Raw genomic sequence first — 24,336 nt, forward strand, 5'->3', positions numbered from 1 at the left:
CTTATCCATATCATTAATGCATTCCTCTCAGCTTCAGGTGACTTATTATAAGCCCGCAGGTGGATAACCCTACCAGTAAAATAATGCCGGCACTCAATAACAACGCTTTGCCGGTTTCCTCTCCCCCTGTAATAATCATAATAACACCTACCAGGGCATATCCCGCTACTACTGCTGCCAGCAGCATGCCGGCAAACAGGACCGCCACAGCATCGACCATACAGATCAGCAATGCCAATCCAAGTGGCGCCAGGGTTAAGTACAAGGTCTTTTTCAGAAATTCGCTCATATAGGTAGTGGTTTAGTTAAAGTTCAGGAGAATTAACCCGCAGGTAGACAGTCCTATGAGAAAAAGTATCCCGCAACTCAGCAACAACGCCTTGCCGGTTTCCTTTCGCCCGGTTGCCAGTGATATCAAGCCCCCTACAAAATAGCCTCCCAGTACCCAAAATAAAACAGGTACTACCAGCGGGCCTCCTTCCCCTGTCATAAAGAGCAGCAGCATTATTCCTATCGGTATCAATGAAAAATACAGAGTCTGTTTCAGAAAATCGCTCATGGGCAATCATTTAATGGTGATACCATCCGGGATAAGCGCCCGCTCCTGCTGTAGCTGTTTGAGGTACTCCTCCTTGTCATCCCTGTAAAACATATTCATTGTTTCAAACGGTATGATCCTGCCATCCTTGTGTACAATATGTACGCAGGATTTTTTGATGGCCCGTACATCAAAGTCGTAGGCATCCAGGAAACGCATGATCACAATGCGGAACAGGTTATTATAATCCAGCCCCGGCGCCTGTACCTGTGGCAGGCAGCAGAGCAGCGATTGCATATCGCACACGGCGGCATCCGTGGAGATGCCGGTGCTGAATATCTTCAGCACATGCTGGTGCAGCTGCTGGTCCTGCTCATATACGATGGTGTTCTTTGAATTATTCAGCAGCTCGGCCGGGTCCACGTAGCGGGTAAGCGGGAACACCTGTCCGTCGATTTTCAGGGCGTAAGCCATGGCCAGGGCATCCGGGTTACAAGGCACCGGTATAATGTCGTTAGGCTGCCAGATGGGTGATTGCTCCAATATCCGCTGGCGTACTTCCGTCAGCGTGATGCGGTCCGTAGCGGGATTGAAATCTTCCGTACGGCCGGCCACCTGCACGGGCTGGAAGGTAACGCCCCGCACGCAACGTTGCTTGAGCGCGAAGTCAATGATGGCGCCCATCTCATCGTCGTTGAGGCCTTTTTGCAGGGTAACCACCAGCGTGGTGCTGAGGTTGCATTCATTCAGGTTTTCGATGGCCTGTAAGCGGGTATCTGTGAGGTCCTTGCCACGCATACGTTCCAGTACTTCCGGCCGGAAGGAATCGAATTGCAGGTACACCTCAAAATCCGGCATATAGGTAGCCAGCCGGGCAACAAACTCTTTGTCCTTCGCAATACGGATACCATTGGTGTTGACCATCAGGTGCCTGATGGGCTTCTTTTTGGCGATATCCAGCACCTCGAAGAACTGGGGATGAATGGTAGGCTCGCCCCCGCTCAATTGCACTACATCCGGCTGCCCTTCATTCTCCACAATAATGTCCAGCATTCTTTCTATTTCTTCCAGCGTACGATGCCGGCCATAATGCGGGGACGACATGGCATAGCAGGTGGGGCAGGTCAGGTTGCAGCGGTCCGTCAGCTCAATAACGCTCAGGCAGGAATGCTGCTCATGGTCATGACAAAGGCCGCAATCATACGGACAGCCATAATGCGTATCCGTATTGGCTTTCAGCGGCGCTTCGGAAGGCTTGTTGTAATTGCGGGTGTTTTTATAGTAGTCAATATCGGTAGCAATCAGGACTTTTTCCATGCCGTGTTGCGGGCAGCGTTTGACCATGTACACATGGTCGTTTTCAAAGATCACCTTGGCATCCACGCGCCGTAAACAGGTACTGCAGATGCTTACGGTAAAATCGTAGTAGGTGTAATTTTTCTCAGGCATAAATACTTTTTTGGATTAAACGCTTTGGAAACAAAATAGTGGGCGCATAATATAATAACCCCAACAAGCATGCTATTTGAATAGATCCCAGCCCGAAGGAGAACCGGAATCCGGGTTTGATAAAATCGAGCAGGAACCGGAACAGCAGGTACGCAATCATGAAAAGTTTAAACCGCCCGCCGCTGACAAGCCGGTACCGGCTGCTGATGGCAGCCAGCGCTACCCATAGCGCCACCAGGAACACTATTTCGTATAGGGCCACCGGATGCCGCGGGTACGCATCCCCCAGGTACATCCCCCAGGGCAGCGTGGTGGGGATGCCATAGGTTTCCTCATACACGCCCATGCTGAAACAGCCGATACGGCCAATGATTATCGCCAATATCAGCGGATATACGAACAAGTCGCCGGTGGAATGCTTTTCACCGATCATTTTTTTGGTTAGCTCTACTCCTATTAATCCGCCGAGCAAGCCACCTACAATAGTTTTATGCTGGTATATAAAGAAGATAATATTATCTGTGTTCAACAGTGCCGGGGGATTTTCCAGCGCGCCGAGGATGCGGCTGCCGAACAAAGCGCCGAATATAGCGCCGATAATAGCCCATATCCGGTTGCCCTGTGGCACCGTATCGCCCTGCTTGCGCCGCAGGTACAGGAAGTAGCGGAAGCCGATGAACATGCCGAGGGTTTCTGTAACGGCGTGCAGGGGCAAATGTAATTTTAACAGGTTGACAAATACTGGAAATTGCAACGTTTTTCAGGATTTACCACAATTTAGCATTTCCCCCATCAAAATAAAATATTACTGCGGAACGTTAGCTTATGAAACCCACCCGGTTGCTGAAGCAACTCATAAGGAAACCAGGTACAAAATGGAAACATTCCCTCCGGAAGGACCGGAGCGGGCAGGATTCCCGGATACAAACGGAATACTGCGGCAACTGCAGGGGCCTGGCCGTAGCCTTACAGACCCCGCCAACACTAAATCTTTCCCTAAATAATAATACAAAACCGGCCAAAGGCCGGAGCATCCATGCCGGTGGCGGATAATAATACCGCGCAAGGCAGGCAGCAAGAGATGATTACTTATTATCCGCCGGAGAAATAGGGCAGTTGTAACAGGTGCTGCAGCGCAAGTTCCCAGGTAGCCATATCATGCCGGCCGCCGGGAATTTCGTCGTACCAAACCGCGGTATAGCCTTTATCCCGCAGGATCTGCACCAAATCCCGCGTATCATCAATCGCATCAATCACCCCGTTCCCGTTACGGTCCGCCGTTTCGTCCTCCGTGCCGCATTCAAAATAGAATTGCAGGCCGGGTTTGAATGCATCCTCGCGGATAATGCGGTGAATGATACGATGCTTTTCGTCCGAATAACCGGGGCCCAGCGGAACATCCCGCCACCAGAGGGAGCCGGAACACACGCCGGCAAAGGAAAATAGCTGCGGATGCCGCCAGACGATGTCCAGCGCGGAAAGCGCGCCCAGGGAAAAACCGGCAAAGCCGAGCTTCAGGCCTTTCCAGCCTGGATTTGCATGGTACAGGTAAGGAAGCAGGGTATCGGTGATGAAAGCCGAGTACCGGTCCGCCTCCGCGCCATTGCCGGCAAAATCCGGATAGCCGGCAATGCCGTATTCCTGCAGCCGCCGCGGGCCGGCGTGGATGCCTACGATCGCCACCGGCGCCCGGGTGTTATCTAATAATGAAGAAATCTGCATCTTCCGTAACTCCTGACCATCGTTTACCAGCAGGAGCGCCTGCGGCAAATCGCTGTACTGGTATATATCCAGCGCTACTTCCCTGTTCAACCGGGGCGCATACACGAAATCATTCCTGAGCATATTTGAAGGTAAGGATATTCAAGTGACGAAACTTTTTTTTAAATTTAGACAAAGCTACTATCGTGACGGAAAACTTCTATAAATGGCATTCGCCCAGTATCGACAGGGAATTCGAGATGTTGGTCTTTGGCCACTCAGGCTATCCCCTGCTGCTGTTCCCTACCTCCATGGGCAGGTACTACGAAAGCAAGGACATGGGCCTGATCGAGTCGATCCGCTGGTTTATAGAACAGGGCAGGATCAAGGTGTACTGCCCGGATAGTTTCGACACGAGCAGCTGGTACAATAAACATATTCCGCCCGCTGAAAGAGCGTATAACCATACCCGTTACGACCGCCTGCTGATGGAGGAAGTCTATCCCAGGATAGCGGCGGAAACCGGGTATAGCCGCATTGCCACTGCCGGATGCAGTTTCGGCGGGTTTCATGCCGCCTCCTTTTCCTTCCGGCACCCGGAAATCGTGAGTTACCTGTTTTCCCTCAGCGGCGCCTTCGATATTAAATCCCGGGTGGACGGGCATTATGATGACAATGTGTACTTCAGCAATCCGGCCGACTTTTTGCCAGGCAACCAGCACGAGGCGCTGTGGCGCATGGGCATTATCCTCGGCGTGGCCGACAATGATGTGACCCGCGCGCAGAACGAACAGATGTCCGGCATGCTGGCGCAAAAAAATATTTCCCACTGGCTGGACATCCGGCCGGGAACCACCCACGACTGGGCTACCTGGAAGGCCATGCTGCCAGGCTACCTCGCATTAATCCGTTAAGCAATGAAAAAGATCGGCATTTTATTCGGACAGGAAAACACCTTTCCGCAGGCATTCATCGACCGCGTCAACAGGAAGAATCCCCCGGGGATTTTTGCGGAGTTTGTAACCATAGATAAGGTTTTACAGGGAGATACCAGTGATTATGCCGTAATAGTGGATCGTATATCCCAGGATGTCCCGTTTTACAGGGCCTATCTCAAAAATGCCGCCGCCGGTGGCACAGCCGTCATTAACAACCCCTTCTGGTGGAGTGCGGATGATAAATTTTTTAATAATACCCTTGCGGAGAAAATAGGGGTGCATGTGCCAAGAACCGCGTTGCTGCCCTCCTTCCGGCATCCGGATAATACCAATGAAAAATCGTTCCGGAACCTGATATACCCGTTTGACTGGAATGCCATCTTCGACTACGTGGGTTTCCCCGCCTTCCTGAAGCCCTATGATGGCGGCGGATGGCGGAATGTTTACCAGCTTGCCGGCAAGGAAGAGTTCTTTGCCGTACACCAGCAAACAGGCCAGCTCGTGATGATGCTGCAGGAAGAAATTGATTTTACTGCCTATTTCAGGTGTTACTGCATCGGCGGCAAGTACGTCCATATTATGCCGTACAATCCCCGGAACCCACACCACGCCCGGTACCAGGCGGAATTTGCCGTGAGCGATACGCTGCTCCAAAGTATAACGGCGGCTACCCTCTCCCTGAACCAATATCTTGGATATGATTTTAACACGGTAGAATTTGCCGTAAGGGATGGGGTACCTTATGCGATCGACTTCTGTAACCCCGCGCCAGATGCGGATATTCACTCCATCGGCGCGGAGAATTTTGAGTGGGTGGTGGAAACCAGCGCGCAATACGCCATTGAAAGAGCGATAGCACAGGAGCCCGGCCGTGATAACCTGACCTGGGGCAAATTCATCTCTCCCGGTATTATGAAAAAAAATTCTGCCGATTGATTTCCCGGCATACATTTGTGTACAAAATAAAAGAACAGCAGCAGATATGTACAATGCGTTCACTGTGGGTATAGAAGAAGAATACATGGTAATGGACCCCGTTACCCGTGAATTGAGATCGCATGAACAAAAGATCGTAGAACAGGCCCACAAGGTGATTAACGACCAGGTAAAAGCAGAATTTCACCAGGCGGTGGTGGAAGTAGGCACGCAGGTGTGCGCCAATATCCACGAAGCCCGCAAGGATGTGGCCCTGCTACGCAAAACCATTTCCCAGATTGCCGGGGACCTGGGCTTCAGCATTGGCGCTTCCGGCACGCATCCCTTCAGCCACTGGGAACAACAGCTGATCACGGACCATCCGCGGTATTTTGAGATTGTGAATGAAATGCAGGATGCTGCCCGCTCCAACCTGATCTTTGGGCTGCATGTACATATAGGCATGGAAAACCGGGAAATGGCGCTGCATATCGCCAACTCCGTGCGTTACTTCCTGCCGCACATCTTTGCCCTCAGCACCAACAGCCCGTTCTGGGAAGGCCGTAACACCGGCTTCAAATCCTTCCGCACCAAGGTGTTTGATAAATTTCCCCGCACCGGTATTCCGGATTATTTTGCCAGCATCGAGGAATACGATAACTACATCAAGCTGCTGGTAAAAACCAACTGTATTGATAATGCCAAGAAAGTATGGTGGGACCTCCGGGTACACCCCTTCTTCAATACCGTGGAGTTCCGCATCTGCGATGTGCCGATGACGGTAGACGAAACCATCACCCTGGCAGGACTCTTCCAGGCGGTATGCGCTAAAATTTACAAGCTGCGCATGCAGAACCTCAACTTCATCATCTACAACCGCGCCCTCGTCAATGAAAATAAATGGCGGGCCTCCCGCTATGGCATTGACGGCAACCTCATCGATTTCGGGAAGGAAGTGGAAGTGAACACCCGCGCCCTGATCGGGGAATTGCTCGACTTCATCGACGATGTGGTAGACGATCTCGGCAGCCGCGAAGTGATCGCCGCCACCCATCACATCCTGGAAAACGGCACCGGCGCGGACCGGCAGCTGCTGGTTTATGAGGACACAAAGGACCTCGTTGCCGTTACCGATTTCATTCAACAGCAATTTCTTGTGAACTGCTAATGCAGCATTCCTCCCGGCGAATTCGTAATTTTGCCCTATGCGAAACGTTAAAATAGCCGTGCTGGATATGTATGAAGGCGTGCCCAACGAGGGTATGCGCTGCATACGCGAGATTCTGACGAAATATGCAGAAATGCATTCGCTTCAATTGACCTTCGATGAGTTTGAAGTCAGGATCCAACAGCAGGTACCCGATACCTCTTATGATATTTACATTTCCACCGGTGGCCCCGGTAGCCCGGTAGACAGCGAAGGCAGCGACTGGGAAACCGCTTATTTCAGGCTGGTGGAAGACCTCATGGCCTGGAATAAAACGGAAACAGTGAAAAAGCCCATGCTCTTCATCTGCCACTCCTACCAGATCATGTGCCGTTATTATAAGTTAGGGAATGTGTGCAGACGTAAATCCCCCGCCTTCGGCGTTTTTCCCGTTCACAAGACGGAAGCAGGGATGCAGGAAAAGGTATTCGGCGCCCTTCCGGACCCGTTTTATATCGTAGACTCCCGCAACTGGCAGGTGATTGAGCTGAACGAAGCCAATCTTGCCGCCATGGGCGCGCAGGTGCTGGCCATCGAAAAAGAGCGGCCGCATGTGCCGCTGGAAAGAGCTACCATGTCCATCCGGTTTAACGAACATTTCATCGGTACACAGTTCCATCCCGAGGCGGATGCCGCGGGCATGCACATGTATCTCCAACAGGAAGAAAAGAAAGAACAGGTGGTATCCCATCACGGGATAGAAAAATACGAAAGCATGCTTACCCAGCTGACCGATCCGGATAAGATCATGCTTACGCACGACCGCTTTATCACTGCCTTCCTGGATTACGCCATTTACGGCGCGCTCAGCGACCGCCTTGCCGCTATTGAAAGAAGCGTGCAGGTGGCGGCTCACAACGATGATAAAAATACTTTCTTCTAAGCGATAAACATATGATTCCGTCCGTCCGACAAGCGTATAACAACCATTTTACCGAAACCGCCTACCGTAACTTCCTGCAGGGAATGGCGGAAGAAGCTGGCGTAGCGCCGGCGTTCAGGGTAGCGGAAACGCCCGTGTTTGTGCCGGCGGCCCTAACCGCCAAACTGGTACAAGCCTGCGAAGAAATCGTGAACGTTATACTGCGCCCGGATTTTAAACAACTAACGGAAGCGGCTATCCCAAGTACATTGCGGGTACCGAAGGAAAATGACCATCCTCATTTTATCGTCATCGATTTTGCCGTTACCCGCAATGAGAGCGGAGAGCCGGAGCCCCAGCTGATCGAGCTGCAGGGCTTCCCTACCATGAATGCCTTTCAGCAGGTCATGGCAGGCAACTTCCGGAAGCATTTCAACATTCCCGGGGAGCTGAACAATTACTTCAACCACCTGGACGACCGGCAATACTACGACCTGCTGCGGCAGATGATAGTAGGGGATCATGCCCCGGAGGAAGTGATCCTCCTGGAGGTGAAGCCGGAAGAGCAAAAAACACGGATCGACTTTTACGCGACAGAGAAGTACCTCGGCATACGGCCGGTTTGTATCACGGCGCTCATACAGGAAGGCAACCGCCTCTTTTATATGCGCGACGGGGTACTGACGCCCGTGAAACGTATTTACAACCGCATTATTTTCGACGATCTGCTGCGGCAGCAGGAGCAGCTGGGCCAGCATGTAAATCTTTTCCAGGAGCTGGATGTGGAGTGGGTAACGCATCCGAACTGGTTTTACCGCATCAGCAAGTTTACCATGCCGCTGCTGCACAGCGATTATATCCCGAAAAGCTGGTACCTGGATCAACTGCCGGTAATCCCCGCCGACCTGGAAAATTACGTACTCAAGCCTTTGTTCTCCTTTGCAGGGCAGGGCGTGAAAATCGACGTTACCAAGGCGGACATTGAGGCTATCAAAGACCCGGAGAACTGGATTCTGCAACGCCGGGTGAACTATGCCCCTATTATTGAAACGCCCAATGGCAATGCCATCTGCGAGATCCGCATGATATACTTTTGGCCGGACGGCGCCGCCAGGCCTATGCTGGTGCATAATTTATCCCGGTTGAGTAAAGGAAAAATGATTGGCGTCGGCTTCAACAACAGCGACACCTGGGTAGGCGGCAGCTGCTGCTTTTTTGAATATTAGCGCCGGGTACGAAGATACCCTGCGCAGCGCGTCCCTATTTTTGACCCAAATACCTATGCTATGTTTAGTAACCTTGCCATCGATGTTGCCCTGGGGCTGGTATTTATATACCTCTTGTACAGCCTTTTTGTAACGATTTTACAGGAGATGATCGCCCGCGCGCTGGGCCTGCGCGCCCGCATCCTGACCAAAGGCCTGCGCCGCATGCTGGATGAGGACCGGCGCCGGGAAGACCTTGGATATTTCGGAAAATTCACATTTTTCACCTGGTTTTATGAAAAAGGATGGAGTGTGGTGCATTATTTCAAACCCTTTGCGGACGCTCCTGTTTTGAAAAAGTTTTACGACTCCCCTTCCATCCGGTACCTGGGGGAAAATACCGCCTCCTCGCGGCCTGCGTACATCAACCCGGCCACCTTTTCCCAGACTATCGTACACCTGTTGCGCAACAGCACTGCCGCCAGGGATACGGACAGCGCTACCGTTGCGGCTGCGCTGGAAGAGAACAGCCTGGGGCTGGGAAAAAATACGCTCACGCATATACGTAATTTATTTGCCGACGCGCAGCAGGACATACCGGCTTTCCGCATTCAGCTGGAAAACTGGTTCAACGAAGCCATGCAACGCGCCAGCAGCTGGTACCGCAAGCATTGCCAGACCTGGCTGCTGGTCATCGGGTTTATGGTGGCGGGTATTTTTAATGTAGACACCATTGCTGTTGCGAAAATTCTGCTGAAAGATAAAACGGTGCGCCAGGAAATGGTCCAGTTGGCCAGTAGCCACAGTTATGGCTACGGCCCGGCCATGGACACGCTCATGGAACACCGGCTCCTGTATAAGGACAGCGCCTTCCTCCGCAACGACACCTCGCTGAAAGCCTTTGTGGGCGATACGGCCGTGATAGGCGTATATGCCATGCTCCGCAACGATGCCGGCGAGGCCCGCAACGTGCTGGGTATTCACCGCGAGTTCAGTCCTGCCCACCCGTACGGCCTCTCCCACCCTTACCAGTCCAACGGCTGGCTGGTAATAGCCGGCTGGGCCATCACCGCCATGGCGATCAGCCTGGGCGCGCCTTTCTGGTTTGACTTGCTGGGGAAAGTGGTAAAATTCCGCAATACCCCCGCAGATAGTAAATAGTATCTTTGTAAAAAAACAGTTATGACACGTACCAATTACGCCAGCGGCGCCACCTGGGAGGAGAAAGTAGGGTATTGCAGGGCTGTCCAGGTAGGTAACATCATCGAGGTTTCCGGCACGGTGGCAGAAGATGAGGGGAAGGTGGTAGCGCCGGGTAACCCTTACGAGCAAACGAAATTTGTGCTGGCCAAAATAGAGGCCGTACTGCTGCGCGCCGGCGCTACTTTACATGATGTAGTGCGTACGCGGATGTTTGTAACGGATATCAGTCAGTGGGAGGAATATGGCCGCGCCCATGGGGAGTTTTTCCAGGCGATCAAGCCTGCAACGACGATGGTGGAGGTGAGTAAGCTGATTAACCCGGAGTATTTGGTGGAGATAGAGGTGACGGCGGTGAAGCAGGAGCGGTAGGCGGCTGAAATTCACATCCCGGCGCTGATATACACCGGGATGTGAGCATGCAGTTAATGCTTTTTTAGTTCCGCCAGCTGTGCTTCCATTATCTCTATGCGCTTGTTCTGCGCTTCTATCAGCTTGTTTTGCTGTATGATATAGAGGGTGAGTTCTTCTATTTTCTGCATTTGCAGTTTTTGCATTTCACCTAAATCCTGGCCTGTTTCTTCTATTGTGGCCGCTGAGGGTATTTCGGGGAGATGTTTGTGCTCGCGGATGAAGGCCTCCACGGATTGGAGCGAGGGCAGCTGATAGTTATCGGCGAATACATAATCCGGCCAGTCCGCAGCGTTGGTACTGACACGGATGCGCCTGGCGAGGATGGTCCCGTTTACTGACAATTGTTCTGTGGGCCGCGGCGTATTAATACCTACTTTGCCATCATCCATCAATACCATTCGTGCCTGGCACATCCCTCCCGCAGCACATCCGAGATTATCATAATTCCAGAATTGCAGGCTGTTACCATATACGCCTGACATATTATACAACACCCATTCCTTAGCTTCTCCGGGCTGCGTTTTGGTCGGATCTATCAACCGCAGCGCTCCCCCGATGCCGTTATCCTGGGTATTCCCTGCCGCGTCCACCCATTTGCCGGGGATGGAGCTTTCAAGAAAACCGCCGGAACGCAGTGTACCCCGGATATAGGAAGGGCCATTTACATCCATTATATATCCCGGGGTTGGAGATTCGGTATTAATTCCCACAAAACCATCAGCAGTGATGGTCATACGCCTGGTATTGCCTGTTAGAAATTTCATGGGGGCTGCGTTAAATGTCCCCATTTCCACTCCCTGTAAACCAGCATAATGAGAGATAGCGAAATAGTCCATCCCCAAAGCATCTCCACCGTTTGCATCCAGAACCATAAGGCTTCTTCCTCCTGCCTGCTCATCAAACATAAAGAGGCTTCCGCGCGTGTTTGCCGTGAACCTGACCGTTTGGTCAGTATTGAAACCTATGTTGGCTCCCCACAGGATTAAGGGCAGGTTTGCGCCTGTGTTCAGGTTCTTCGAAAACAAAAAGCTCTCTGCGGTTGCATCATCGTGGCCTATCATTAAACCCAGGCCGGACGCGGGCGCTTTTCCCTTTCCTGTTATGAATAACTGATTTGTGGTTGCATTATTTTGGTCTGTGGCCAACTGGAGGCCGGTCTGTGCAAACGCACCAATGGGCATACATAGGAGCAGCCAGGCTAACTTTTTAAATTTCATTTAAGTATAGGTTGTATTAAAACGATCTTTCCATAAAAGTAAAAACCGGATGGCAGAAATACCAACCGGTTTTTTACTTGATAATTATCTCAAAAAACGGCGATTAACCGTAAATTTCTCTCCATTTCAGCATGCCGCCTGCCAGGTTCACCACATTGTTGAAACCCTGTGTTTCCAGGGACATGGCTGCCTGACCGCTACGGTTACCGCTACGGCAGTACACGATCACCTCTTTATCTTCCAGCCCTTCCAGCTCATCGATTTGCATCATCTGGATCTGGCCCAGGGGTACATGGATACCACCGATATTGAATTCTGCACGCTCGTGCGGCTCTCTAACGTCCACGAGGATCAGTTCTTCACCGGCGTCGAGGCGGGCTTTCAGTTCTTCAGCTGTTATGTTTTGCATATAGTATTCTTTTTAATGATTGTAAGGGTAAAATTAAGGTTTTTTGCCTATTCCTCCTCTGTTGAAGGCGCCGGAGCAGTGGAATCTTTCACTGGTTTGGTGGCGGAGAGGTAGAGGTCTACCGATTCGCCGGAACGCACCATATTGAAATCGCCGATCTCATTTTTGCGGGTAGGATACTGCTTGTACACGAAGGCGTTGGCGGTATCGCTTACGTTGGAGTCGATGATCACGGAGCCAATATTGAGGCTGCTGGCGCTGAGGATTTCACGGGCTTCCGCGAAGGTAAGGCCGATGAAATCAGGCACCGGGTTTTCCACGTTTCCACGGCCGGAGCTGAGGATGAGGGTAATACTGGTACCTTCCGGGATCATGGTACCCGGTTTGAGGGTACGGCCGTTCAGCAGCTGCTGCAGGACGGTGTTGGTGGCGAAGTCCGGTTTATAGATGGTATCGCCTACGTTGAGGCGCATACTTTTCAGCATCATTTCGGCGCTGCGGAAGGTAAGGCCTTCCAGGTCAGGCATGGCTACCATTGGCGCCACCGTTTTGTTCACCGTGAGGTGGATGGTGCGGTTCACCTTTACTACTGCCCCTTTATCCGGCGTTTGGGCCCATACGGCAAGCGGGGGGATACTGTCGATATATACGGAATCCCTTACTTCCGCTTCAAAGCCGGCAGCTTCCAGCTTGGAGATAGCCTGATCCAGTTTGAGCCCTCTTACGTCCGGCACGGTTTGTTGTTCGCCGTGTTTGGTAATGACAGGCAGCAGCGAGAAAAAGATCACTGCCAACAGGAAAAACATGGCTATAACCGCCAGTAAGTTGACAAGGAAAGATCGTTTGGTAATAAAATCAAACACAGTTTATTACGTTAAAAGTGATAAATCAGTTACAGGTTACTTTGCCATGGCTTCTTCCAGTACGGCGCCGTAGAATTCCTGCAGCGTTTTTCCGGCGGCGCGTACCTGCTGTGGCACCAGGCTGTTTTCAGACTGGCCGGGCATGGTGTTAGCCTCCAGGAAAAATAGTTTATTATTGGTATCATCCCAAATAAAGTCGATCCGCACAATACCACGGCAGTTCAGTAAATGATAGAGTTTAGCCGCTGTTTGCTGCACCAGGCTGATGATTTCGGCCGGTACGGGGGCCGGGGTGATTTCGTTGGAAACGCCCGGGGTGTATTTGGCTTCATAATCGAAAAACTCCTTGCTGCTAACTACTTCTGTGATAGGCAGCACGTTTAGCTTACCGCCGGCCTGGTACATACCGATCGTCAGCTCGCGGCCTTTCACAAACTCTTCGATCAGCACCTGGGAATCTTCCTTAAAAGCCTTGTCTATAGCCGGCTGCAGCTCTTCCGCCGTTTTCACTTTGGACATACCGATGCTGCTGCCGCCTTCTGCCGGCTTCACGAACAGGGGTAAACGCAGTTTGGTAAGGATATCGGCAGTGTCGTACGGCTGGTCGCGGAAGATGTGAATGGATTTGGATACGTTCACTACGTCCAGGGCTGCCACTATTTTATTGCAATAGCTTTTGTTGAAAGTGATGGCGGAGGTTACCATGCCGCAGCTGGTGTACGGGATGCCCAGCATTTCGAAGTAGCCCTGCAGGCGGCCATCTTCGCCGGGGGTGCCATGGATGCCGATGAATACGGCGTCAAATTTTATTTTATTGCCATTGATCGTCAGGGAAAAATCGTTCTTGTCGATTTCGTACACAGCGCCGTCCGGGGCGGTGTAAGACCAGCTTTCGCGGGTGATGATTACCTTATAGACGGCATATTTGCTGCTGTCCAGATTATTTTCAATCGTTACAGCGCTTTGCACTGAAATTACGTACTCTCCGGAATAACCGCCGGCAACTAAAGCTATATTTTTCTTCATAAGATGTCTGAGCAATAAGCCGGTAAAGTTAAGGAAACTTTTTTGCCGTGCAAGAGGCGGGGGCGGTGGAAATGATCCGGGATTAACCCGGAAAGATAAGCAGCCGGGCAGGAAAATACCCATAACAAAAAGTTATCCCCCATAACCCGCAAAAAAAAGCCGCCCTGGCACCATTCCAGAGCGGCTCTAGCTTCCTTTGAATAATATTAACTAGATGTGCAGCTTTTCTTTCTTACCCAGCAGTTCTTCTACTGTTTCCTGGTACATTTCGTCCGGAACGCAGCAGTCTACAGGGCAAACAGCAGCGCATTGCGGCTCTTCATGAAAACCCTGGCATTCAGTACATTTATTCGGAACGATATAGTATGTATCTACGCTAATTGGCGCATTACGCTGGTCAGCATCCATGACGCTGCCATCCATCATTGTGAAGGCCCCTTTTACACTGGTACCGTCAGCAATGGCCCATTCCACTCCGCCTTCATATATTGCATTGTTTGGGCATTCAGGTTCGCAAGCGCCGCAGTTAATACATTCATCTGTTATCTTAATTGCCATAGAGTAAACTTTTTGTTTAAGTAGTAAGCCATTAATTTTGTGGACAAAAATAAAATATTCCCGGTTTAATCAAGTCATTATTTATAAAGATTCATGAATATAGCAGAAAAAGAAGCAGCGCTGGTGCGCCTGGGCCAATACCTGGCCGGAGACAGCCCTGAATGGGTAGCGGTAAAGGATAGGGCTTATATCGCCAATGGTTGGTTTATCCCGGCCTTCATCGACAAAGCGTTGGACAATATCTGCCAATACTTTCTTGAACCCGCCAGGCTGAAGGAATGGCTGCAGGCCTACCCTGCCGCCGCCCAGCCCCGTACTCCCGCCAAAATCGGGATCGTATCCGCCGGCAATATCCCGCTGGTTGGCTTCCATGACTGGCTCTGCGGATTCATCAGCGGGCACCAGGTAAAACTGAAATTATCCGGTAAGGACGAGGTCCTGATGCGGCACATCCTGCAGAAAATGGAGGAATGGTACCCTGAAATAGGCGGACAGACGGAGGTGCTGGACATCCTCAAGGACTGCAACGCCTACATCGCCACCGGCAGCAACAACTCTGCCCGTTACTTCAATTACTACTTTGCCAAATACCCGCACATTATCCGCCACAACCGCACCTCTGCCGCAGTGCTGACCGGGGAGGAAACTCCGGCCGAGCTGGATGCCCTCGCGGACGATATCATGCTCTATTTTGGCCTGGGCTGCCGTAATGTGACCAAAATATTTGTTCCCCAGGGATATGACTTCCAGCCCCTGCTGGAGGCGCTGAACAAATACAGCTACCTGATGGACCATCACAAATACAAAAATAACTACGACTATAACCTGGCCCTGCTGCTGCTCAACAACAGTCCTTACCTCACCAACGGAACGGTGCTGCTGCACGAAGCGGAATCCCTCTTCAGTCCACTGAGCGTATTGCACTACGGTTATTATACGGACAAGCAGGCGCTTGCCGCGGAGCTGGGACAGAACGAAGTGCTGCAATGCCTCGTAGGCAAGGACTTCACGCCTTTCGGCTATGCGCAGCAACCTTCTCTGAAGGATTATGCGGACGGGGTGGATACCATGGCGTTTATGCTGGGTATCTAACAAAATGTCGCCCGCAGTTGTTAAGTTGACAGGTAGTGAATGCATCCCTGTCAGTACCCGCATGGGGTTACTTTACTTTAAATTAACGATTGATATAAAAATCTGTTAAAGTGAATCCTGTATGGGATATTTGATTCAGGCCGACTATTAAATTTGTAGTCAAGGCATTAAAATTGCCAGCAGCGTATTACAAATTTATTCTTATAGCTAAACACACTATAATATGAAATTCAAGCAAATCGTTACAATTGTTTGTATCAGCATTGTGACTGCTTCTGCCTCCATATTTGTGTACAGCAAATATTTCCAACCCAGGCAGGTAGGTATTTATCAGAATGGCTCTACAGAGATCCCTGTGAACTATGCCCGCTACATGCCCGGTACTGAAAACGGCAGTGCTGTCCCTCCTACTGATTTCACAGCTGCTGCAAAAGCCGCTGTACCCGGTGTAGTACATATCAAAACAAAGATCAATCCCCGCCAGATTACAAACGGCTTGCAGCGCAGGCGCTCCATCCTCCAGGATCTGTTCGGCGACGAGTTTTTCGGCGATGAATTCAACGGAGGCGGAGATGGCCGCCGTTACTATATTCCCGGCCAGATGGCCAGCGGTTCCGGGGTGCTGATCTCCGATGACGGTTACATTGTGACCAACAACCACGTGATTGACGATGCGGATGAGATCAGCGTTACGCTGAGCAACAGCGCGAAAACGTATAAGGCAAAGCTGATCGGCGCGGATCCCAGCACGGACCTGGCTGTGATCAAAATTGAAGGTAGCGGATTCCCTTACCTGCTCTACGGTAACTCTGACAATGTAGAGATCGGACAGTGGGTATTGGCCATTGGTTATCCTTTAAACCTCGATGCTACGGTGACTGCCGGTATCGTGAGCGCGAAATCCCGGTCCATTGGTATCAACAAAAGCGGCGGTTCCCGCAACAGCGCTATTGAATCCTTTATCCAGACCGATGCGGCCGTAAACCAGGGTAACAGTGGCGGCGCACTGATCAACACCAACGGTGAGCTGATCGGCGTTAACTCTGCCATCGCGTCCCCAACTGGTTCTTATGCCGGCTACTCCTACGCGATTCCGGTAAACCTGATTAAGAAAGTGGTGAACGACCTGATGAAGTACGGTAACGTACAGCGTGCATACCTGGGCGTTACCTATATGCCGAGCTCCGTGATCGCCTCCCTGACAGACGATCAGCTGAAAGACCTTGGCGTAAGAAGGGATGCTCCCGGCGTGCAGGTGACTGAAGTGGTTGAAAACGGCTCCGCTAAAGCGGCAGGTCTGAAGGCAGGGGATATCATCACCCGCATCAACGGTACGCCGATCCCTGGTCCTTCCCAGATGACCGAGCAGATTGCCCGTTACAAACCAGGCGACAAGATCAGCATCACTTACCTGCGCAACAATAAGGAATACACTGCTGAAAACGTGATCCTCCGCAACCTAGCCGGCAATACGGACGTGGTAAGGACCACCGTGCTGGACCGCCTGGGCGCGGACCTCACTTCGCTGGATAAGGACGATGCCCGCCGCCTCGGCATTCGTGGGGGCGTATGGGTGAGCAATATCGGCAACGGTATCCTGAAAAAGCAGACCACCATGGCGCCGGGCTTCCTGATCATCAAAGCCGGCGACCAGTCAGTTACTTCCCCGGAGGAACTGGCCAAAGTACTGGAACGTAAAGGGAGCGTACAGCTGATAGGATTGTATCCTGAAAAAAGCACGAATATCTACTACTATAATATTAAAACGGGCGGAAGCACCAGCGAAAGCTTTTGATCTCTCCCCCCAAAAAATAACAACAAAACACAAAAAGGGCCGCAACTGCGGCCCTTTTCATCTTAAGCAATACCTGTACGCTTAAAAAAACTTCACAGGCAATCAGCCATATCTATGAAAACCCATGATCAAAATAAGATATATATATGATAAAGGAACCGGATTCCAGCCAACGCCGAGAATTGGGTCGTAAAAGCACGAAAAAGCCGGTTAAGCGTTCGCTCAACCGGCTTTTAAATATCAGCAATATTTTTATATTATAAATTTATTACACCTTTCAACTGGGAGAAGAATTCTTCCTTTTTACGGGAGGAGATCGGGATATTCTTCTGATCGCTCATGACCACGGCCGTTCCCAACCCTTTGATGATCTTCACGATGTGGTGAATATTGATCAGGAAGGATTTATGCACCCGGTAGAAACCTTTGTCTGACAGCATTTCCTCGTACTCCTTCAGGGATTTGGAAATCAGGTGGGACACGTTATTGATCAGCTGAATTTTCGTATAGCTGTCAAACGCTTCGCAGTAGATGATATCCTTGAGGTCTATCACGTTGTAACCGTCGTTGACAGGGATCACTATCTTGGAGAAGGCGTTGTCATTGTTCTTGACATAGTCTTTCAGGATAGAGGCCAGCTCGTTCAGGCGGCCTTTTTTACTTTTCTTGACTTTTTCCAGGGCATCTTCCACCTCGCTCACCTTGATCGGTTTGAGCAGGTAATCCAACGCGGCAAACTTAATTGCCTGCAAGGCATATTCCTGGAAGGCGGTGATAAAAATGACTTCAAAATTCAGTACAGGAAACATTTCCAGCAACTGGAACCCATTGTGCGGGGGCATCTCAATATCGAGGAACAGTACGTCAATGGGGTTGTTCTTGATCATTTCCGCCGCCTCATGGATATTCTGTGCCTCTCCAACTACAGTGACATCTTTACAGTAGTTTTCCAGGATATTACGCAAAATATGAATGTTGCGAACTTCATCGTCGACAATGGCAGCTTTAATATTACTCATAACATCTTAACAATGGGAATCAGTATTTCAACTAAGGTACCTTCCTTATTGCCGAAACCAGATTTAAATTTATCAATAATTTCTAACTTTCCAACACTTCCATTAAAAGATTTTATAATCTGCAAACGCTCCTTGATTACGCTCAGGGCGGTAGATTCGTGCTTTACCAGCCGGTTACTTTTGAGGGCGTTGGACTTATCCCATCCAATTCCGTCATCGTCCACGGAGCAATAAAGCAGGTCGTCCACCATTTCCAGCCTGATTTCCAGGCAGCCGCTGCTGTTTTTAGGCGCCAGGCCGTGTTTGATGGCGTTTTCAACAATCGGCTGGATAATCATGGGAGGTATGTAAATCGTATAGTCTTTCAGTTTATCCTCCATGATAAACTTATAGGTAAAGGAATGTGCAAACCGAATCTTTTCCAGTTCCAGGTACCTGGTCAGGAAGGCAATTTCTTCTTCCAGGGAGATGTAGGACTTCCGGGAATTGTTGAGCATCTGGCGCATGAGGGTGGCGAAATCCGCCAGGAAGTTCAGCGCCTGCTTTTCTTCTTTCTCCAGAATCAGGTGCTGTACTGAGTTCAGGGAATTAAAAATGAAGTGTGGGTTCATCTGGTTGGTGAGCGCCTTGGCTTCCAGCTCCGCGATTCTCCGGTTGTATTCCGTTTTACGTTTCTCCGATTGCTTAATTCTTCTCACAATATAACGCAGGATAAACAGGATAAGCAGTAACCCAAACAGCAGCAGTATGCCCCTGGCCCACCATTGCTGGTACCAGCGCGGGAGGATATTGATGTTCACGCTCAGCGGCTGGGACCAGTCGCTCTTGTACTTACGCGCCCGCACCATGAGTTTATAGGTGCCGGGCTGCAGGTCCGGGAAGGGAATGATGTTGGACATCGTGGTTACCCAGCCGGTAGTACTGTCGCCGCTGAAATTATACTGGTACTCCACCTGGTCCGGCAAATCAAACACGATGGTGCCAAATTCCGCTTCGAACGAGGATTTGCGCTGGAAGAGATATACAAAGTCTTTAGAGGGCAGGAAGGTACTGTCCCCATACCTGATATTACTCAGGTAGATCACCGGTGGCACGGAATCCACGGGGAGGTTATTTCCTTTAAAGTAACAAAGTCCGTTGGAGGTAGCGATGTACAGGATGCCGTCATCATAAAACACTCCGCGGATATCGTCGGACATGAGGCCGTCGTTGGAGGTGATGTTCCGGACGATTTCCTGCCCTTTCACATCGATTACGCTGACGCCCTTATTGGTAGCCACGTAGAGCTGCCCGACCCCGTCGTAGTACAACTGCTGGCAGATGTCGCTGGCCAGGCCCATGGCGGTAGAGAGGTGTTTTACCACGGAGTCGTGGTGCATAACGTAAATCCCCTGGTCGCTCGTACCGATCCAGAGATAGCCGTTGATCCATTTGAGGTCCTTGATGCTTTGCTTGAGGTGCGTATTATCGCCCGGCCGCATCAGCTGTTTGCTGTTATCGGAGCAGAAGTAAAGGCCGTTATTGGTGCCTACGAAGTAGGTGGAATCGTCTACGGAAGCGATGGAAGTGACGAGCATATCCAGGTCGCTGATGGCGTAATCGTCCAGCGCGATGACCTGGTTTTTGGCGGCTATACGAATTTTGCCGGCCGGCGAAATGTCCACGTCCTTCAGCATTTTCACTGATTTCAGCAGCCTGGCCCGCTGGGAAACGGTGTTGAACTGGAACAGCGCGTTGTCCGTAGCGATGAGTACGGAGTTTTCCTTATCCGGCAATATCTGGAGGATGCTGTTGCGGCCGGAAGTGGTATCCAGCGTAAACTGGCGGATACTGCCCTGGGCATCGATGGTATTGAGGATGCCGGCGTTCTGGCCTACGAGCAGCAGGTCCGTCTTCTTATCCTTGTAGATGCTGAAGATGGAGTGGGAATAGAGTCCGTTCGTATTATCGAGATAAGAGAAGTAGAAATTTTTATAGGGGATGTAATAGACACCGTCGCCAAAGGTGGTGATCCATATATTTCCGTCCCTGTCCTTGAGTAAGGAGGTGATATAGTGATTTTCCAGCAGGCGCGTCACTTTCTTCTCTCCCTTAAAAAAGTTTTTAACGAGGTACAAAGCGCGCTGGGTGCCCACCCAGAGGTTATCATTATCGATGCAGATGGTGCTGATGTCTTCGCGGATGCCCCATTCCGCGCCATTGAAGAAGCAGATAGCATCTTTGTTGGTAAAGGAATAAAGGGAGTTGCGGAGAATGATAACTGCGTGTTGCCGTATCCGTTGCTTAAATTCCGGATCGTCTAACGGGAACGGGCATACGGTTACAATCCGCTGATTCGCGTTATTGGGATCCTTCAGGGATTCCAGCGGGAAGGCGGTTTGCAGCGGTTTGAAGATACTGTCGTTCCGGAGGAGGAAGAAGATATCGCTGCCTGAGTTACCGAGTTTATCGTAGGTAAATTGTTTGCCGGTGTATTGAAGAATGCGGTTATTGGAGTTGAGAAACCAAACGTAGCCGGATTTGGGCCCTCCGTCGAAGGCGTATTGCAGGTAGTGGCTGCGGGAGTTGAAGGTGAGGCTGGTATCGTTTTCTTCGTTGTGGATGACAGAGTTGAGGTAGAAGGATGGTTTGCCGTTGAGGGTGAAAAACCATACCCTTCCTTTGGAATCGGCCGCGAGTTTGACCACGTCGTTATCGGTAAGGCCGTCTTTTTTGGAATAGTTCCGGAAGCGTTTCCCGTCAAACTTACTGACGCCTGTAGGGGTAGCGAACCAGATGAAGCCATTCTTATCCTGTTCCGCGGCATAGACAGTAGCGTTTGCCAGGCCGTCTTTCACGTTGTAATTACGGATCATGAGGCCCTGGGAGCGGGCTTCCGTTAGGACGCAAAAGCAGGCCAGCATCCATAGCAGTATATAGCGGAATGAGGGCATCGGATAAATTTACTGGTTTCTTTTGGAATGCAGGCTAAGAAATTACAAATATTTACAATAAATAACTACCGTTTGTTGTTGTAATTCATTGCCCACTATTTAAAAGAGATCCGCCTGGTCAGGCGGATCTCTTTTGCGCAAGGCGGCTTGCACGGATGCTCCTTGTGGCTGTACCTGCAGTACGGCCAGGTATATTTAGTAAGCTCTTGCGAAGAGCACTCTTTCTTTGGAAGGTTTGCCGGTGAGTACGCATTTACCTTCTTCCTGCGGGTTGTTCAGCGGGATGCAGCGGATGGTAGCTTTGGTCAGCTCCTTGATTTTCTCCTCTGTTTCGCTGGTACCGTCCCAGTGGGCGGATACGAAACCTGCTTTTTCATCCAGGACTTTTTTGAAGTCCTCGAAGTTATCCACAGGGGTAATATGCTCATCGCGGTAGCTGAGCGCTTTGTTGTAGAGGTTCTGCTGGATGTCTTCCAGGAGCTGCTGAATACGTGCAGCCAGTCCTTCCAGGGGCAGGCTCTCTTTGGTTTTATTATCGCGGCGGGCTACTTCAGCAACGCCGTTTTCGATATCGCGGGCGCCGATGGCGATGCGAACGGGTACGCCTTTCATTTCGTACTCGGCGAATTTCCAACCAGGGCGGCTATTGTCGCTGTCGTCGTATTTCACGCTGATGCCTGACGCTTTGAGTTCGGCCATGAGGCTGTGCACCTTCGCGTCGATGGCGGCTTTCTGGTCATCCCCTTTGAAGATAGGCACGATCACTACCTGCAGCGGCGCGATGCGCGGAGGCAGTACCAGGCCCTGATCGTCGGAATGCACCATGATGAGGCCTCCGATCAAGCGGGTGGATACGCCCCAGGAGGTAGCCCATACATATTCCTGTTTGTTTTCCTTGTTGGAGAACTTCACGTCGAATGCTTTGGCGAAGTTCTGACCCAGGAAGTGGGAAGTACCAGCCTGCAGGGCTTTACCGTCCTGCATGAGGGCTTCGATGCAGTAGGTATCTACGGCGCCGGCGAAGCGTTCGTTGGCGGTTTTGACGCCGCGCACTACGGGCACGGCCATATATTCTTCCGCGAAGTTGGCGTACACTTCCAGCATCTGTTTGGTTTCTGCTACTGCTTCTTCCGCGGTGGCGTGGGCGGTGTGGCCTTCCTGCCACAGGAATTCAGCGGTGCGGAGGAAGAGGCGGGTACGCATTTCCCAGCGCACTACGTTTGCCCATTGGTTGATGAGCAGCGGCAGGTCGCGGTAGGACTGGATCCAGTCCCTGTATGTATTCCAGATGATGGTTTCAGATGTAGGACGAACGATGAGTTCTTCTTCCAGTTTCGCTTCCGGGTCTACCACTACGCCGCCGCCGTTCGGGTCATTTTTCAGGCGGTAGTGGGTTACAACGGCACATTCTTTCGCGAAGCCTTCGATGTGGGCGGCTTCTTTGCTGAGGAAGCTTTTTGGGATAAACAGCGGGAAATAAGCGTTCTGATGGCCGGTTTCCTTGAATTTACGGTCCAGTACGTCGCGCATGGCTTCCCACAAAGCAAAGCCATATGGTTTGATAACCATACATCCTTTTACGGCAGAGTAATCTGCCAATCCACCTTTCAGCACCAGGTCATTATACCATTGGGAATAATCTTCGGATCGGGCGGTGATCTCTTTACTCATAAAATAAATATCTAATTTATATATCCTTATTTGGCAGCCAATGTATGTTAAAAATTATCCTGATAAAAAATCTTCTATATCAAGAAAAACAAATTATAAATTGGCTTAATTTTTGAATAATATTCAAAAAGAAAATGCTACAAACCTACATGAAAATCATAAAGTGTCAAATAGTTGCAACAAAATAAAACAGACAGGCTGGTATATTGTAACTTTGTGTAGCAGAAATCCGTTTAAAAAGAGTAGATTTACCATACAGATCACGCATAAAATATATTTCAAATGAAGCCTATATCATATTTAGTCATCATGGCCGGCGCGTTAGCCCTGGGTGCTTGTTCCAGCACTTATAAAACAGCGTCCACTCCGGATGATGTTTACTACTCACCACGCCAGCAGCAGCAGGGTTATGCGAGCAACGGCAAAAACAAAAACGCCCGCCAGGATGATTATACGGCTACATCCGTAGCTGCCTCCGATGATGAAGGTGGTACCTATGTAACGTATAGTGATGAGCAGGGAGATTACGAGCGCAGGTTAGAGCGTTTTGGCGCCAACGGCAGCAGCTATTCCGGCAGTTACTGGGATGGTTATACGGATGGGCTGAATGCAGGCAACAATTTCGCGTTTAATTACGGATGGGGTCTTGGTTATGGCGGCGGCTGGGGTTATCCTTACAGCAGCTTTGGCTGGGGTTACAGTCCGTACTGGGGTTCATCCCTGAGCCTGGGCTTTGGCTGGGGCAGCGGTTTTTACAATCCATGGTACGGCAGCGGTCTGTGGGGATACGGTTATCCTTACTATGCCTATAGTCCATACTACTACGGTTATTACCCATACTACGGCGGCGGTTACTACGGCCATGGCTGGTACAGCGGTGGTTACAAAGGTAACTACACTCCTACCTACAACCGTATTAACAACTATACCCGTCCCGTACGCGGCGGCGTAGCTTCCGGCAACGTGACACGTCCTGACAGGGGCGGTTATCAGCCGATCGGGCCAAACACCGGCACCAACGGCCGTCCTAACAGGATCAACTATACGCCGAGCAACAACAGCGGTGGCGGCAGGTTCACTCCTTCCACCGGTACTGCCTCTGAAAGGCCACGCAGGGTCTTCCAGCAGTCCGGCAACGAGAGACCGGTATATCAGAATAGCAACAGCAACAACGGCAGCTACTCCCGCCCTCAGCGTGTTGAGTACAGCAGGCCAAGTCAGCCAAGCTATCAACCCAGCTACCAGCCGAGCAGTGCGCCAAGCCGTGTGAACAGCGGCGGCGGAGGCGGCGGTTACTCCCGTCCTTCCCGTGGCGGACGTTAAT

At 50.9% G+C, this 24,336-nt stretch carries 23 protein-coding genes; 11 read left to right on the top strand and 12 right to left on the bottom strand.

Features of this window, described 5'->3' with window-relative positions; all coding sequences use genetic code 11:
* Positions 1 to 13: 13 nt before the first annotated feature.
* The 4 genes from BOC67_RS18055 to BOC67_RS18070 form a co-directional block, all read right to left on the bottom strand.
* The gene (locus BOC67_RS18055; protein ID WP_291912090.1) at positions 14 to 289 is read right to left on the bottom strand and encodes a hypothetical protein; all 276 of its coding nucleotides are present in this window, start codon (positions 287 to 289) and stop codon (positions 14 to 16) included.
* Positions 290 to 565: 276 nt separating this feature from the next.
* The gene (locus tag BOC67_RS18060) at positions 566 to 1,987 is read right to left on the bottom strand and encodes a radical SAM protein (protein ID WP_291912093.1); all 1,422 of its coding nucleotides are present in this window, start codon (positions 1,985 to 1,987) and stop codon (positions 566 to 568) included.
* Entirely contained in the window at positions 1,980 to 2,741 is a 762-nt protein-coding gene (locus BOC67_RS18065; RefSeq protein WP_291912095.1) for a prolipoprotein diacylglyceryl transferase, read from the bottom strand. The genes BOC67_RS18060 and BOC67_RS18065 overlap by 8 nt, the downstream gene beginning before the upstream one ends.
* Positions 2,742 to 3,079: 338 nt before the next feature.
* Positions 3,080 to 3,832: an alpha/beta hydrolase-fold protein gene (locus tag BOC67_RS18070; protein ID WP_291912097.1), complete on the bottom strand. Its 753-nt coding sequence runs from the start codon at positions 3,830 to 3,832 to the stop codon at positions 3,080 to 3,082.
* A gap of 62 nt (positions 3,833 to 3,894) precedes the next feature.
* On the opposite strand from BOC67_RS18070, the gene BOC67_RS18075 reads away from it, so the two are divergent.
* From BOC67_RS18075 to BOC67_RS18105, 7 genes are read left to right on the top strand one after another with little or no spacing between them, the layout of a single operon-like run.
* Positions 3,895 to 4,602 carry an alpha/beta hydrolase-fold protein gene (locus BOC67_RS18075; RefSeq protein WP_291912099.1) on the top strand — a complete coding sequence of 236 codons (708 nt, stop codon included), beginning with the start codon at positions 3,895 to 3,897 and terminating at the stop codon, positions 4,600 to 4,602.
* Positions 4,603 to 4,605: 3 nt separating this feature from the next.
* Complete coding sequence (locus BOC67_RS18080; RefSeq protein WP_291912101.1) at positions 4,606 to 5,562, top strand: hypothetical protein; 957 nt, start codon at positions 4,606 to 4,608, stop codon at positions 5,560 to 5,562.
* A 46-nt stretch (positions 5,563 to 5,608) separates the two neighbouring features.
* On the top strand, positions 5,609 to 6,709 hold the full coding sequence (locus tag BOC67_RS18085) for a carboxylate-amine ligase (RefSeq protein WP_291912103.1): 1,101 nt from the start codon (positions 5,609 to 5,611) through the stop codon (positions 6,707 to 6,709).
* A 37-nt stretch (positions 6,710 to 6,746) separates the two neighbouring features.
* On the top strand, positions 6,747 to 7,631 hold the full coding sequence (locus BOC67_RS18090) for a GMP synthase (RefSeq protein WP_291912105.1): 885 nt from the start codon (positions 6,747 to 6,749) through the stop codon (positions 7,629 to 7,631).
* 11 nt (positions 7,632 to 7,642) lie between these two features.
* A complete protein-coding gene (locus BOC67_RS18095; RefSeq protein WP_291912107.1) occupies positions 7,643 to 8,836 on the top strand; it encodes a hypothetical protein in 1,194 nt (397 codons plus the stop codon).
* 60 nt (positions 8,837 to 8,896) lie between these two features.
* Positions 8,897 to 9,976, top strand: coding sequence for a hypothetical protein (locus tag BOC67_RS18100; protein ID WP_291912108.1), 1,080 nt, complete (start codon positions 8,897 to 8,899; stop codon positions 9,974 to 9,976).
* Positions 9,977 to 9,997: 21 nt separating this feature from the next.
* The gene (locus BOC67_RS18105) at positions 9,998 to 10,387 is read left to right on the top strand and encodes a RidA family protein (protein WP_291912109.1); all 390 of its coding nucleotides are present in this window, start codon (positions 9,998 to 10,000) and stop codon (positions 10,385 to 10,387) included.
* Positions 10,388 to 10,440: 53 nt separating this feature from the next.
* Here the strand turns inward: BOC67_RS18105 and BOC67_RS18110 are convergent, their stop codons facing one another.
* Positions 10,441 to 11,193: a hypothetical protein gene (locus BOC67_RS18110; protein ID WP_291912111.1), complete on the bottom strand. Its 753-nt coding sequence runs from the start codon at positions 11,191 to 11,193 to the stop codon at positions 10,441 to 10,443.
* A gap of 48 nt (positions 11,194 to 11,241) precedes the next feature.
* On the opposite strand from BOC67_RS18110, the gene BOC67_RS18115 reads away from it, so the two are divergent.
* Positions 11,242 to 11,415, top strand: a complete 174-nt coding sequence (locus BOC67_RS18115; protein ID WP_291912113.1) for a hypothetical protein — start codon at positions 11,242 to 11,244, stop codon at positions 11,413 to 11,415.
* A gap of 334 nt (positions 11,416 to 11,749) precedes the next feature.
* Here the strand turns inward: BOC67_RS18115 and BOC67_RS18120 are convergent, their stop codons facing one another.
* The 4 genes from BOC67_RS18120 to BOC67_RS18135 all read right to left on the bottom strand — a co-directional run bounded on the left by BOC67_RS18120 (position 11,750) and on the right by BOC67_RS18135 (position 14,502).
* A complete protein-coding gene (locus BOC67_RS18120; RefSeq protein ID WP_291912115.1) occupies positions 11,750 to 12,055 on the bottom strand; it encodes a rhodanese-like domain-containing protein in 306 nt (101 codons plus the stop codon).
* Between the two features lie 47 nt (positions 12,056 to 12,102).
* The gene (locus BOC67_RS18125; protein ID WP_291912118.1) at positions 12,103 to 12,918 is read right to left on the bottom strand and encodes a PASTA domain-containing protein; all 816 of its coding nucleotides are present in this window, start codon (positions 12,916 to 12,918) and stop codon (positions 12,103 to 12,105) included.
* A 36-nt stretch (positions 12,919 to 12,954) separates the two neighbouring features.
* Entirely contained in the window at positions 12,955 to 13,944 is a 990-nt protein-coding gene (locus BOC67_RS18130; RefSeq protein ID WP_291912120.1) for a D-alanine--D-alanine ligase, read from the bottom strand.
* A gap of 210 nt (positions 13,945 to 14,154) precedes the next feature.
* Entirely contained in the window at positions 14,155 to 14,502 is a 348-nt protein-coding gene (locus tag BOC67_RS18135) for a 4Fe-4S dicluster domain-containing protein (RefSeq protein WP_291912122.1), read from the bottom strand.
* A 93-nt stretch (positions 14,503 to 14,595) separates the two neighbouring features.
* On the opposite strand from BOC67_RS18135, the gene BOC67_RS18140 reads away from it, so the two are divergent.
* Positions 14,596 to 15,594, top strand: a complete 999-nt coding sequence (locus BOC67_RS18140; protein WP_291912124.1) for an acyl-CoA reductase — start codon at positions 14,596 to 14,598, stop codon at positions 15,592 to 15,594.
* A 223-nt stretch (positions 15,595 to 15,817) separates the two neighbouring features.
* Positions 15,818 to 17,389, top strand: a complete 1,572-nt coding sequence (locus tag BOC67_RS18145; RefSeq protein ID WP_291912125.1) for a trypsin-like peptidase domain-containing protein — start codon at positions 15,818 to 15,820, stop codon at positions 17,387 to 17,389.
* Between the two features lie 257 nt (positions 17,390 to 17,646).
* Here BOC67_RS18145 and BOC67_RS18150 read toward each other — a convergent pair whose 3' ends face one another.
* The 3 genes from BOC67_RS18150 to proS form a co-directional block, all read right to left on the bottom strand.
* Positions 17,647 to 18,408 (bottom strand): LytTR family DNA-binding domain-containing protein, encoded by a 762-nt coding sequence (locus BOC67_RS18150; protein WP_073080955.1) that lies wholly within the window; start codon positions 18,406 to 18,408, stop codon positions 17,647 to 17,649.
* Positions 18,405 to 21,341: a histidine kinase gene (locus BOC67_RS18155; protein WP_291912128.1), complete on the bottom strand. Its 2,937-nt coding sequence runs from the start codon at positions 21,339 to 21,341 to the stop codon at positions 18,405 to 18,407. Before BOC67_RS18155 ends, BOC67_RS18150 begins: the two co-directional genes overlap by 4 nt.
* Positions 21,342 to 21,536: 195 nt before the next feature.
* Entirely contained in the window at positions 21,537 to 23,012 is a 1,476-nt protein-coding gene (gene proS / locus BOC67_RS18160; protein ID WP_291912130.1) for a proline--tRNA ligase, read from the bottom strand.
* Positions 23,013 to 23,294: 282 nt separating this feature from the next.
* On the opposite strand from proS, the gene BOC67_RS18165 reads away from it, so the two are divergent.
* The gene (locus BOC67_RS18165) at positions 23,295 to 24,335 is read left to right on the top strand and encodes a hypothetical protein (protein ID WP_291912132.1); all 1,041 of its coding nucleotides are present in this window, start codon (positions 23,295 to 23,297) and stop codon (positions 24,333 to 24,335) included.
* Position 24,336: the final 1 nt, after the last annotated feature.

Origin of the sequence: Chitinophaga sp. CB10 (assembly GCA_001870995.2) — a bacterium.
GTDB lineage: Bacteria > Bacteroidota > Bacteroidia > Chitinophagales > Chitinophagaceae > Chitinophaga.